The 11867-nt window shown below is 66.9% G+C and carries 12 protein-coding genes; 7 read left to right on the top strand and 5 right to left on the bottom strand.

Annotation, left to right across the window (positions count from 1 at the left end; all coding sequences use genetic code 11):
• Nucleotides 1-22: 22 nt before the first annotated feature.
• From MUN33_RS08375 to MUN33_RS08365, 3 genes are read right to left on the bottom strand one after another with little or no spacing between them, the layout of a single operon-like run.
• The gene (locus MUN33_RS08375; protein WP_244804471.1) at nt 23-1189 is read right to left on the bottom strand and encodes a low temperature requirement protein A; all 1167 of its coding nucleotides are present in this window, start codon (nt 1187-1189) and stop codon (nt 23-25) included.
• Nucleotides 1190-1193: 4 nt separating this feature from the next.
• On the bottom strand, nt 1194-1565 hold the full coding sequence (locus tag MUN33_RS08370; RefSeq protein WP_244804470.1) for a nuclear transport factor 2 family protein: 372 nt from the start codon (nt 1563-1565) through the stop codon (nt 1194-1196).
• 13 nt (nt 1566-1578) lie between these two features.
• On the bottom strand, nt 1579-2334 hold the full coding sequence (locus MUN33_RS08365) for an SDR family oxidoreductase (RefSeq protein WP_244804469.1): 756 nt from the start codon (nt 2332-2334) through the stop codon (nt 1579-1581).
• 91 nt (nt 2335-2425) lie between these two features.
• On the opposite strand from MUN33_RS08365, the gene MUN33_RS08360 reads away from it, so the two are divergent.
• Nucleotides 2426-3121 carry a TetR/AcrR family transcriptional regulator gene (locus MUN33_RS08360; protein WP_244804468.1) on the top strand — a complete coding sequence of 232 codons (696 nt, stop codon included), beginning with the start codon at nt 2426-2428 and terminating at the stop codon, nt 3119-3121.
• A 25-nt stretch (nt 3122-3146) separates the two neighbouring features.
• Nucleotides 3147-3323, top strand: a complete 177-nt coding sequence (locus tag MUN33_RS08355; RefSeq protein WP_244804467.1) for a hypothetical protein — start codon at nt 3147-3149, stop codon at nt 3321-3323.
• A 54-nt stretch (nt 3324-3377) separates the two neighbouring features.
• On the opposite strand, the gene MUN33_RS08350 is transcribed toward MUN33_RS08355, so the two are convergent.
• Entirely contained in the window at nt 3378-4130 is a 753-nt protein-coding gene (locus tag MUN33_RS08350; protein ID WP_244804466.1) for an IclR family transcriptional regulator, read from the bottom strand.
• Nucleotides 4131-4255: 125 nt separating this feature from the next.
• Between MUN33_RS08350 and MUN33_RS08345 the strand changes: the two genes are divergently transcribed.
• The 4 genes from MUN33_RS08345 to MUN33_RS08330 all read left to right on the top strand — a co-directional run bounded on the left by MUN33_RS08345 (nt 4256) and on the right by MUN33_RS08330 (nt 8834).
• A complete protein-coding gene (locus tag MUN33_RS08345; protein ID WP_244804465.1) occupies nt 4256-5443 on the top strand; it encodes an aminotransferase class V-fold PLP-dependent enzyme in 1188 nt (395 codons plus the stop codon).
• Nucleotides 5440-6168 (top strand): dipeptidase PepE, encoded by a 729-nt coding sequence (gene pepE, locus MUN33_RS08340; RefSeq protein ID WP_244804464.1) that lies wholly within the window; start codon nt 5440-5442, stop codon nt 6166-6168. Before MUN33_RS08345 ends, pepE begins: the two co-directional genes overlap by 4 nt.
• Nucleotides 6168-7112 (top strand): DUF1177 domain-containing protein, encoded by a 945-nt coding sequence (locus MUN33_RS08335; RefSeq protein WP_244804463.1) that lies wholly within the window; start codon nt 6168-6170, stop codon nt 7110-7112. Before pepE ends, MUN33_RS08335 begins: the two co-directional genes overlap by 1 nt.
• 66 nt (nt 7113-7178) lie before the next feature.
• Complete coding sequence (locus tag MUN33_RS08330; protein WP_244804462.1) at nt 7179-8834, top strand: OPT/YSL family transporter; 1656 nt, start codon at nt 7179-7181, stop codon at nt 8832-8834.
• Nucleotides 8835-8887: 53 nt separating this feature from the next.
• Here the strand turns inward: MUN33_RS08330 and MUN33_RS08325 are convergent, their stop codons facing one another.
• The gene (locus MUN33_RS08325; protein WP_244804461.1) at nt 8888-9583 is read right to left on the bottom strand and encodes a GntR family transcriptional regulator; all 696 of its coding nucleotides are present in this window, start codon (nt 9581-9583) and stop codon (nt 8888-8890) included.
• Between the two features lie 235 nt (nt 9584-9818).
• On the opposite strand from MUN33_RS08325, the gene MUN33_RS08320 reads away from it, so the two are divergent.
• Nucleotides 9819-11864, top strand: coding sequence for a PTS sugar transporter subunit IIABC (locus tag MUN33_RS08320; RefSeq protein ID WP_244804675.1), 2046 nt, complete (start codon nt 9819-9821; stop codon nt 11862-11864).
• Nucleotides 11865-11867 lie beyond the last annotated feature (3 nt).

Raw genomic sequence — 11867 nt, 5'->3', positions numbered from 1 at the left:
CAGGCTCACGGCCCCGGCGACATCACGACGCCGGGGTCCGGACGCCGCGTCCGTTCCGCACCGTATACCCTGCCAGTGACCCGGTCACCGCGAACACGCAGAGACTGAGCACGATCACCGGTATCTCGTCGACGTAGAGCAGTGCCACCACCGCCATGACGCCCAGGACAGCCGTCGCGACGAGCCGGGAGGCAGCGAGCCTCCCGAACCTCGACCGGAGGAAGAGGATGTTTCCCACCAGGTACACCACCGGCCCGCCGATGGTGACCACGACAGTCGCCGAGTCGAGGTGGTCATGCGACAGCCGCAGTTCAGTGGATACCGCGACGAGAATGGCCCCGAGCACCATGAGCGCGTGTGCGTAGGCGTACGCGGAACGTAGAGCCCCGGTCGACTCGCTTCCACCGGTCGCGGTGGGGCCCGCCGCAGCGAAGTAGTTCCACCAGAGGACGAACAACGAAGCGAAACCGACCACCAGGCTCAGCGCGAGTGAGAGGCTGGCCTCACCCCTCTCGACGAGCACACCGCCCATGAGGAGTATGGACTCGCCGAGCGCGATGATGAACACCAGGCGGTTACGTTCGGCCAGGTGCTCCGCGTCCGTGTCCCACCGGTCCATGGGGGCTGCCCCGATGCCGGGCAGCCGGTAGTGCAGCAACGGTGCCGCGTAATCCACGATCACCGCGACCAGCCACAGCCCCAGCCGCCACTGCTCCGGCAAGGCCGCGCCAGCGATCCAGAACACCCCCGCCAGGAGTGTCCACCCGAGCAACATCCGGTAGTTCGAGGCGAGTTGTCGCCCACGGAAGGCCACCATCATGAACACAGGCCGCAGGATCCCCATCGCCAGGTAGCACCCGACGAACAACCATGCACCACCACCGAATGCGTCGGGTATGGCCACGGACATACCGAGGGCGGTCAGCATCAGGACAGCGTTGAGAAGCTGGACAGACGGACTCCGGGGGTTCAACCAGTTCATCGCCCAGGCCGTGTAGTTCCATCCCCACCAGACCGCCGCGAAGATGACACCGGTCTGTGCCGCCCCGCCCCAGGACAGGTTGCCGATCAGCAGGTGGGAGAGCTGGATGATGGCGAACACGTAGACCAGGTCGAAGAACAATTCGACCGGTCCGACCTCGGAGCGGTGGGCCCCGGCGCGTTCCACGGACGGTACCTGCACACGCACTCGCTCATCCCTCACTGATCGTCATCGTGGTGATCCTGTCACCGTCGATGTCGAAGTCGAACCGTGACGGCCCGTTGGCGTGGGTTGACCGCCAGTCACCGATGACGGTGACCGTACCGTCGGTGGTGGACGTCCGCTCGACGGTGAAGTGGGGCTGTGACCCGACGAACGCCGTGTCGCTCCACTTTTCGATGTTGTCACGACCGGTAATGACCTGACCCCAGTCGTTCACGACGCTGTCCTGTGTGAACGTGTCGCGGAACGCCTGCCGGTCATGCGCGTTCACCGCAGCGAGAAAAGACGCCACCGGTTCAGCGACATTGTTGACATTGTTGACATTGTTGACATTGTTGACATTGTTTCCGGGTGTATCCATGGTCAACCCCCTCCTACCGCGTGGTGTAGCCGCCGTTGGCGAAGATCGTCTGCCCGGTGATCCACCATCCTTCGGTGGCGAGGAACCGGATGATCGGGGCGATGTCCTCGATCTGGGTGAGCTGGTTCCCCATGGCCTGGGACTTGTGGAACTCGACCCGCTCAGGCGTCTCCTGCCCGTAGAAGAACGGCGTGTCCATCGGGCCGGGCGCCACAGCGTTCACCGAGATCCCGCGGTCGGCGAACTCCTTGGCCGCGGCGCGGGTGAAGTGCTCCACCGGGGCTTTGCCGCCGGCGTAGGTGGAGTAGCCGTCGGTGAAGGCGGCGAGCAGAGCGGTGACGACGGTGATGACCTTGCCGCCGTCGGCCAGGTGCCGTCCGGCCTCCTTGAGGAAGAAGTAGGCGGCCTTGGCGTTGATGTCGAGCATCGAGTCGTACTCGTCCTCGGTAGTGTCCACGATCGGCTTCCGCAGCACCTTGCCCACGGTGTTGACCGCGACGTCGATACGCCCCACGGCCTGCTCCGCCTCGGCGAAGAGGGTCGCGACGTTCTCCGGGACGGTCAGGTCGGCCTGGACGAGTGCCGCCCGGACACCCTGCGCCTCGACCGCGGCGAGGGTCTCCTGCGCGTCCCCGCGACTGGAGTCCGAGTTGTAGTGGATCACCACGTTGGCGCCGGCCTCGGCGGACTGGCGTGCCACCAGCCCGCCGAGATTCTTGCCGCCGCCGGCGACCAGGACGTTCTTTCCTTCGAGTGAGTGTGCAGTCATGGGTTCCTCCTGTGGTGCGTGGGTGTCTGACAGTGCTCATTATCAACGACATGGGTTCATATATCGGTGATATGTGCGCTACTGTAGCAGCATGGCCAGGGACGTGTCGACAGGAACGAGGGAGAAGCTGATCGACGCAGCCGCAGACATGATCGCCCGCTCCCCCGGCGAGGACTTCTCCCTGCGGGCAGTGTGCGAGGTCGTAGGCGTCAAACTCCCGACGGCGTACCACTTCTTCGGCTCCAAACAGGGCCTCGCCGACGCCGTTGTCGAGCACGGTTTCGACATGTACATTTCCGAGAAACAGGCCATGGAATGGTCCGGCGACCCGATCCAGGACATCCGCACCGGGTGGGATGCCCACGTCGACTTCGGCCTGGCGAACCCGGGCTTCTACGCCCTGATGTACGGCAAGGTGCAGCCCGGCCAGGCCCCGGCCGCCCAGTCCCGTCCCGCCGAGATCCTGCTCGGGCTCACCACGGCAGCCGCGGAACAGGGGCGCCTCGTCGTTCCCCCGGAACAGGCGAAAGCCCACATCCTGGCCACCAACATCGGGGTGACGCTGCGGCAGATCATTCAGGGGTACGCCGACCCCGAGTTGTCGACCGCGGTGCGTGAAGGCGTAATAGGTGCCATCACCGGAACCGCCCCCGGACAGGACGCGTCGACCCACCGGGCCCTCTCCATGGTGTCGGAACTCGCCGCCGCCCACCCGGAGACCCTCGGCACCGCCGAGACCCGGCTGCTCCAGGAGTGGCTGCACCGCCTGCAAAACATGACCCCGTGAACCCCACGACCCGAGGAGACACCCCATGACCACCGGAAGAATGAACGCCCTCGCCTGGACCGCCGAGCTCCTGGGCCTGCTCGTCGTGATCCTCGGCGTGCTCAGCGTCCTCCCCGACCGGTTCCTCGCCGCAGGCCTGCTGCTGATGGTCGTCGGCATCCTCGCCAAGCTCCGCGCCAACAAGATGGGCCAGCAGGGCTGACCACCGGCGACGGGCACACGCCTACCGCCCCCGTGGGAAGTCACGCGGGAGGAATCACTGCCGTCGCCCCATCAGGCCACCGATCTCCTTCGCGGCCTCGGCGACCCGGTCCAGCAACTCCTGGGTGATCTCGAGCTCGCCCTTCGTCGCCACGGACACCGATCCGAGCGGGTCCTTCGTCGTCCGGATCGGCATCGCGAGTGCGGCAACGTCCGCGTCGTACTCGCCCTTCGTTGAGCAGTAGCCGTTCTTCCGGATCTCGGCGAACTGTTCCTCGATATCCGTCGCTCCGGTCCTGGTGTTCTCCGTGTAGTGCGCCATCGGCCGCCTGCCGGTGAACTGGTCACGCATGATCGACGGAAGGAACGCGTAGTAGGCCTTCGAGATCGCACCCACATGCGCAGGGAACAGCTCGCCGGTCATCGGATAATTGCGCAGCGGCCCTTCGACGCCGTCTACCGCGACCACTGCCCTCATGTGCGCATGGTCGGCGACGGCGAACGTCGCTGTGAACCCCGTGTCCTCCGCCAACTTCGCGACCACCCCTCTGGTCTGGTTAGCCAGTGAGGCCGTTCCGTGCCAGGTCCGTGCCAGCCCGAGGACCCGACCACTGAGCCGGTAGGTCCTACGGCGCGGGTCCTGGCGTAGGAAGTCCATCGCCGTGAGAGCGGTGATCGTCCTCATCGCCGTCGACGTCGAGCATCCCAGGAGGCGTGCCAGTTCAGAGACGCCGACCTCCCTCCGGTCAGCGTCGAACAACAGAAGTGTCGCGAGGACCCGTTCCGCGCTCTTCAGCGTGTCAACCATGTAACCACTTTACCGCATAGCGGGAAAGCTATTGCTCTCACGAAACGGGTACCTGAGTCTGGGAAGTGATCCGAGACGGAACCTACCGCCGGATGAGACCCACGACACCAAGGAAGGAGTTCTCTGTGACAGACGTGACCTCAGCTGATGAGCCCGGCACGGACTATGTGTACTTCGACACCGCCGCCGCAGCGCCGCCCGTCCGGGAAGCCGTCGACGCCGCCGTCGAGTACCTCAGGAAGACCGGGGACGTCGGCCCCTACCTGCCCCGTTTCAGGAGCGAGATCTACACGCGGCTGGAGGAGATCCGGTCCGAAACCGCGACCCTGTTCCAGGCCACTCCCGAAGAAATCGCATTCACCCGCAACGGCACCGAAGCGATCTGTCTCGTGGCCCGTGGACTGCGGTGGAACGAGGGTGACGAGATCATCGTCCCCGACACCGAGATGCTGAGCAACGTCGCCATCTGGCGCATGCTTGAACAGGACGTGGGAGTCACGGTCGTCACCGTGGAAGCCGGGGCAACCGGGGTACTCGACCCCGAGGCAATCGCCGAGGCGATCACCGACCGCACCCGGCTGGTCACCTTCGCCTCACTGTCCAACGTGACGGGCGTCGTCCAACCCGTCCGCGACATCTGCGAGGTCGCCGCGTCCCACGGGGTCCTCACCCATGTCGATGCCGCGCAGTCGCTCGGCATCGTCCCCCTGGGTTTCGACGACTGGCACTGCGACTTCATCTCCGCGTGCACCCGCAAGGGGCTGCGCGGAATCGAAGGGTCCGGCGTCCTCGCCGTACGCTCCGCACTCACCGACCAGCTCCGTCCGACACTCGCCGGATGGTGGAACACACAGATCGATCCCGGGACCGGCGACGTGACCGTTCCCCCGACCGCCCGCCGCCTGGAGGCCGGCTCCCCCAACGTCCCAGCCATCCTCGCCCTGGGCGGCGCCGTCGAGGCCGTCCGGAAGACCGGCATCGACCACATCCACCAGACCGTCCGCGAGCTCACGGACTATGCGGCCGGCCGCCTACGGGCCCTCGGCGAGGTGGACATCTACGGCCCGGAGGACGATTCACGGCGCCTGGGAATCATCCCTTTCAACCTCCGCGGCGTTGACCCGGACCACCTCACGACGTCCCTGGAAGACAGGGGCATCATCATCGAGTCAGGTCATTTCATGGCCGGCCCGATCCTCGCGGAGTACGGCATCGAGAAGATGGCCCGCATCTCGCTCAACTACTTCAACACCCGCCAGGAGATCGACCGGTTCATCGACGCGGTCTCGACAAGGAAGGACCACGCCCGATGACACGAGCACTCCTCATGAGCAGTTCCCGCAAGGACAACCTGGGCTACCTGGAACATGCCGACCGGCAACTCCGCACCATTCTGGACGGGACGAGCCGCAAGGTCCTCTTCATCCCCTACGCCGCGGTCTCCTTCAGTTACGACACCTACGAGGCCCTTGCATCCCCTGCGTTCATCGCCGCGGACGCGGAGCTGACCTCGGTGCACAGGTTCGACGACCCCGTGGCCGCCGTCAACGACGCCGACGTCATCGCGGTCGGCGGGGGCAACAGTTTCGCTCTCCTGAACCGGCTCTACGAGGCCGGACTCGTCGACGCGATCCGGGACCGCGTCACCGGTGGACATGCCTCCTACATCGGATGGAGCGCCGGGACGAACGTGGCCACCCCCACCATCCGCACGACGAACGACATGCCCATCGTCGAACCCCCGACGCTCACCGCCATCGGTCTCGTCCCCTTCCAGATCAACCCCCACTTCATTCCCGGCAAGCCTCAGGGCCACAACGGTGAGAGCCGGGAAGAACGGCTCCTGGAGTTCACGGAGATCAACCCGACCGAGGATGTCCTGGCGCTCTACGAGGGCGGCGCCCTGTTGGTCGACGGCACCGACGGAGAGATTCTCGGCGAGCACGACGCACTCGTCTTCACACACGGGGCCACCCCGGCCGACCTCGGGCGGAACCGACGCTTCCCCCTCACCGACCTGAAAGGACCGGTCAACTGATGTCACTCCGCGAAATCATGGAAATCTGCGACCTCATGGACGACCCGGGGCTCACCGGAGAGCGCATCGCCGGGCTGCTTCGTTCCCCGGCCGCACCCGGCGTCCGCGTCGACGTGGAACGGGTCAGCTACGACGAGCCGGAGGACACCTCCAGGCTCTGCGACTTCATCAAGGTCACGATCCCGGGGACGGACGGTGCCTCGTCCGGTGGCGATGCCCCGACCCTGGGCCTGATCGGCCGCCTCGGGGCCCAGCAGGCGCAACCGGAGCGGATCGGCTTCGTGTCCGACGCCGACGGGTCGATAGTCGTGCTTGCGGCGGCGCTTCGGCTCATACGCCTCGCAGCCGCCGGCGGACAGGCCGACGGGGACGTCGTCGTCACCACCCACGTGGCGACCCACGTGAGCATCACCCCGAGGGAACCGGTCGACTTCATGGGCACCCCGCTGGCATCGGACGTCATGAACACCCACGAGGTCGACACCTCGATGGACGCGATCCTGTCCTTCGACACCTCGAAGGGAAACCGACTGATCAATCACCGTGGTGTCGCGATCTCCCCGACCGCCCAGTCGGGCTACCTGCTTCCGGTCGCTAATGACCTGGTCACACTGCTGGAGTACGCGACAGGTGAGCCTGCCAGGACGTTCCCCCTGGCGCAGCAGGACATCACGCCGTACGACAACGGCCTGAGGCACTTCAACTCGATCATGCAGCCCACGGTCGCCACAGATGCCCCGGTCGTGGGCGTTGCGCTCACCGCCAAAGCAGTCGTCCCCGGGTCCTCCACCGGCGCGAGCTACGAGACAGCCTTGTTCGACGCCACCCGTTTCGCCGTCCAGGCGGCCAAACAGTTCGGCCGGGGAGAGGTGAGCTTCGTCGATTCCGTCGAGGTCGCCACCTTGACCGAACGCTACGGCCCCATGGACCGCTTCCAGCAATAGGGCGGTCAGGGCGCGCTGCCACCGCACCGCGCCCGGCCCCACCCTCCCCCGTGAGAAAGAGCCATCATGGACAATCCACCCGCAGCACACGGCACCACCACACCTCCAGGTGCGCCTCCCGCTACGCCGCCACGCCATCCCCGGGCCTACGAACCCGGTGTCCTCGTCCTCTGTGTAGTGCTGAGCCTGCTCGGCTCGATCATCGGCGTCCACCTGATCACCACACTGGGCATCTCGGCCAACACCAGTGTCATCGGCGCGGTTATCGCGATGATGATCGGCCGGGCGTCCTTCGCCGGACTACGTAAGTTCAAGAACCCGCACCGGCAGAACCTGCTGCAGACGGCGATCTCGACGTCGACGTTCGCCGCCGCCAACGGCCTCCTCGCCCCCATAGCCATCCCGTATGCACTCGGGCAGCCCGAACTCGTGTGGCCGATGCTTCTCGGCTGTTCCATCGGCGTCGCGGTCGACGTGTTCGTGCTGTTCCGCGCCTTCGGGTCCCGGTTCATGCCGGCGTCGGCCCCGTGGCCACCCGGTGTCGCCTCGGCGGAGACCATCCGTGCCGGGGTGGTCGGCGGACGACGCGTCGTCATCCTCCTCGGCGGGGCCGTCGTCGGTGTCGCGGGGTCCCTGCTGTCGTTGCCGATGTCAGCTGCGGGTGTCGCCTTGATCGGCAACCTCTGGGCCCTGCTGATGTTCGCTTTCGGACTACTGATCGCGCAGTACACGCCGGTGCTGTGGGACATCGACCTCAGCGAACTCTACGTCGCCCACGGCTTCATGATCGGCGCCGGTGTCGTCGCGTTGCTGCAGGTCGCGTGGATCATCGTCAAGTCACGGACCACCTCCGGAAAGCGCTCGGAAGCCGCTCGTCTGGATGAGGTCGCGAAGGACGAGACCCTCGGTTACACCATCACCGATGCCGCGCTGGGCCGTGCGATGAGCACCGGGTACATCCTCTTCGTGCTGGGCGCCCTGTTCATCGCACTCATCGGAGGTGCGACTTCCGACCTCTCCGGATCGGGCCTGTTCGGATTCGTGCTGTTCGCCGGTGTCGCCGCCATAGTCCACGAACTGATCGTCGGCCTGGCCGCCATGCACGCGGGCTGGTTCCCTGCTTTCGCCGTCACACTCATCTTCCTGATCTTCGGACTGTTCCTCGGCATCCCGACCGTTCCACTGGTCATCCTCGTGGCCTACTGCTCGGCCACTGGGCCAGCGTTCGCCGACATGGGCTACGACTACAAGGCCGGTTGGATCCTGCGCCGGGAGACCCGCCCCTGGCGGGAGTACGAACTCGTCGGGCGGCGCGAACAGCTCAAGGCGTCCATCATCGCCATCGTCGTGGCGATCGGCGTCGTCGCGGTGTCCTGGCAGGGGCTGTTCGGGGACGGAGGCATCCCACCGTCCGCCACCGTCTTCGCCGAGACGATCACCGCGGGGATCTCCGACCCCGATGTAGCGACAACGATGGCGCTGTGGGCGATCCCCGGGGCAGTGATCCAGCTCGTGGGTGGCTCGACCCGACAAATGGGGGTGTTGTTCGCCACCGGGCTACTCGTGGCCACCCCGCACGCCGGTTGGCTTGTTCTGATCGCCTTGGCGACCCGGGTGGTGTGGCGGCGGTTGCGCGGCCCCGACGACACGAGCCTGTCCCTGTTCGGTGCCGGCATCATCGCCGGTGACAGTGTGTTCAACGTCGGCAAGGTCGCACAGTAGGAACAGTAGTACCAGTAGTCCCGGCAGGCTCTACCGCCTCAGCGACGGCAGCGCTACAACGTCCGCCGCGAGACGAACCGGTAACGGTCACCGCGGAAGGCGGACTCCGTCCACTCCACGGGACGTCCCCCCTCACCGAACCCGGTGCGGTGGACCAGGAGCAGCGGCTGCCCCGTGCTCACCCCGAGCAGGTCGGCGCGCACCGGGTCACACGGGATCGTCTCTACGACGTCCTCGACCTCCCGGATGCCCATGTCGTAGTCGGCGCCCAGCATCCGGTACAGCGAGTCCTGCGCCTCCAGCCGTTCAGACAGTTCGGTGAGGTCCCCGGGCAGGTGCACGGTCTCGTGGGCGAGCGGCTCGCCATCCACGGTCCGCAGCACCTCGAAACGGGTGACCTGTTCCCCCTCCTCCAGCCGGAGCTTCTCCCGCACCACCCCGGATGCCCCCTCGCAGCGGGCGGAGACGACGACGCGACCGGGACGCCAGCCCTGCGACATCGCGTTGCTGGAGAACGAGACCTGCGGCAGCAGCAGCATCTTCGGCGACGCCACGAACGTGCCCCTGCCCTGGGCGCGCTCGAGTCGTCCGTCCGCGACCAGCTCGGCGATGGCCTGACGCACGGTGGTGCGCGAGGTGCCGAACCGTTCGGCGAGTTCACGTTCGGCGGGCACGGCGGTGCCGGGCTCGAGCCCCGCGGTGAGCTCGATGATCTGGTTCTTGACCAGGTAATACTTGGGCACCTTCATGGCTCCACCGTACCGGCACTGGTGTAGACCAGACAATCGGCCGTCCGACGTGACCCTTGACACAGCGAATTGGTCTAGTCCAATATTGTCCGTACTGGCCCGGCCCGGGCCCCACTGACGCGAGGAGCCTCACGTGACCACCCCAGACACCACCCAGGACCCCGGACCCGCCGACAGCGGCCCCGGGAAGAACACAGGGAAGAACACGGGAAAGAAGACCGGGAAGCGCAAGGGACTGAGCATCCCCGGATTCGCCCAACTGCAGCGGCTCGGCAAGAGCCTCATGCTGCCGATCGCCCTGCTGCCCGCCGCCGGCATCCTGCTGCGCCTCGGCCAGGACGACATGCTCGGCGGCACCGACATCCCCGTCATCGGCCCGTTCTTCGACTCGATGAGCGCCGCCGGCGACTCCCTCTTCGGCAGCCTGGCGTTCCTCTTCGCAGTGGGTGTGGCCATCGGCTTCGCGAAGAAGGCCGACGGCTCCACCGCCCTCGCCGCGGTCGCCGGCTACCTGGTGATGACCGCCGTCTTCGAATCCATGTCCCCGGTCGTCCTGGAGGGTGTCACCGACGCCGCCGGCGACCAGGCGATGATCGACTACAGCGTCTTCGGCGGCATCATCGTCGGTCTGATCACCGCGTGGCTGTTCGACCGGTACCACGACATCGAGCTACCCCCGTACCTGGGCTTCTTCGGCGGACGCCGCTTCGTGCCCATCGTCGTCTCCCTGGCGGTGCTCTTCGTCAGCTTCGCCATGTCCTACGTCTACCCGCTGTTCAACAGCGGCCTGACCTCCGTCGGTGAGTTCATCGCCGGCTCCGGGGCGCTGGGCGCGTTCGTCTACGGTTTCGCCAACCGCATGCTGATCCCGCTGGGCCTGCACCACATCCTGAACACCTTCATCTGGTTCATCTACGGCGACTACGAGGGCGCCAACGGCCTCGTCAGCGGTGAGCTCACCCGCTTCGCCGCCGGCGACCCCGCCGCCGGCACGCTGACCTCGGGCTTCTACCCCATCCTGATGTTCGGCCTGCCCGCCGCCGCCCTGGCGATGATCCACGTCGCCAAGCCGCGGCAGCGGACCGTGGCCGTCGGCATCTTCGGCGCCGCCGGACTCACCGCCTTCATCACCGGTATCACCGAGCCCCTCGAGTTCGCCTTCATGTTCCTGGCGTTCCCGCTGTACGTGATCCACGCCGTGCTGACCGGCCTGTCCCTGGCGATCGCCAACATGCTGGACATCCACCTCGGCTTCTCCTTCTCGGCCGGACTCGTGGACCTGCTACTCTACGGCCGGGCCCCCGCCGCACACAACATCCTGCTGCTGATCGCCCAGGGTCTGGTCTTCGCCGTGGTCTACTACCTGATGTTCCGCTTCGCGATCACCCGGTGGAACCTGCGCCTGCCGGGCCGCCTGCCCGACGACGAGTTCGAGGCCTCCCAGGCCGCCCAGGACGCCGACGGTGCCGTCGGCTCCGAGCGTGCCGAGCAGTTCATCGCCGCATTCGGCGGACGCGACAACCTTGTGGGCGTCGACGCCTGCATCACCCGCCTGCGCATGGAGGTCGCCGACAAGAGCGTGGTGAACAAGGGCGCCCTGCAGGCCCTCGGCGCCGCCGGGGTCATGGAGGTCGGCAACAACGTCCAGGCCGTCTTCGGCACCCAGTCGGACGTCCTGAAGGAGGAGATCCGGGCCGCCCTGGCCGGCGCCGCCCCGGCGACGGCCCCCGCACCGGCGACCGAACCCGTCGTCGCACCGGTCGAGCCCGAGACACCCGCAGCGGACACCGACGCACTCCCCGAACCCACGCTGGTCCGCGCCCCGGTCCAGGGCCGCACCGTCGCCCTGTCCGAGGTCCCGGACAAGACCTTCGCCGCCGGTTCCGTCGGCCCGGGCCTGGCCATCGAGCCCGACGGTGGGGCCGACGGCGTGGTCGAGGCCGTCGCCCCGGTGTCCGGCAAGATCATGCAGCTGCTGCCGCACGCCTACGCCATCATGACCGACGACAAGACCGCCGTGCTCGTGCACCTCGGCCTGGACACCGTGAAGCTCAAGGGCGAGGGGTTCACCGCCCACGTCGCCAAGGGCGACCGCGTGGTCCAGGGCCAGCCGGTCATCACCTACGACGTCGGCGCCGTCGCCGCGACCGGCTACCCCACCGTGGTACCCGTGGTGGTGATGGACGCCCGCGGCGCCACCGTCGACGGCCTCGTCGAGCCCTCCGCGCCGGTGTCCACCATGCGCCCGCTGTTCACCGTCACGAAGAAAAAGAAGAAGTAGGGA

Origin of the sequence: Corynebacterium kalidii, from assembly GCF_022869005.1 — a bacterium.
GTDB lineage: Bacteria > Actinomycetota > Actinomycetes > Mycobacteriales > Mycobacteriaceae > Corynebacterium > Corynebacterium kalidii.
This window is presented reverse-complemented; position numbering and strand designations above follow the sequence as displayed.

Bases quoted from the DNA above. Each gene is read 5' to 3' on its own strand.
- MUN33_RS08370 (WP_244804470.1), bottom strand. From the start codon at position 1,565: ATGGATACACCCGGAAACAATGTCAACAATGTCAACAATGTCAACAAT.
- MUN33_RS08335 (WP_244804463.1), top strand. From the start codon at position 6,168: ATGTCACTCCGCGAAATCATGGAAATCTGCGACCTCATGGACGACCCG.
- MUN33_RS08350 (WP_244804466.1), bottom strand. From the start codon at position 4,130: ATGGTTGACACGCTGAAGAGCGCGGAACGGGTCCTCGCGACACTTCTG.
- MUN33_RS08330 (WP_244804462.1), top strand. From the start codon at position 7,179: ATGGACAATCCACCCGCAGCACACGGCACCACCACACCTCCAGGTGCG.
- MUN33_RS08355 (WP_244804467.1), top strand. From the start codon at position 3,147: ATGACCACCGGAAGAATGAACGCCCTCGCCTGGACCGCCGAGCTCCTG.
- pepE (WP_244804464.1), top strand. From the start codon at position 5,440: ATGACACGAGCACTCCTCATGAGCAGTTCCCGCAAGGACAACCTGGGC.
- MUN33_RS08325 (WP_244804461.1), bottom strand. From the start codon at position 9,583: ATGAAGGTGCCCAAGTATTACCTGGTCAAGAACCAGATCATCGAGCTC.
- MUN33_RS08360 (WP_244804468.1), top strand. From the start codon at position 2,426: ATGGCCAGGGACGTGTCGACAGGAACGAGGGAGAAGCTGATCGACGCA.
- MUN33_RS08365 (WP_244804469.1), bottom strand. From the start codon at position 2,334: ATGACTGCACACTCACTCGAAGGAAAGAACGTCCTGGTCGCCGGCGGC.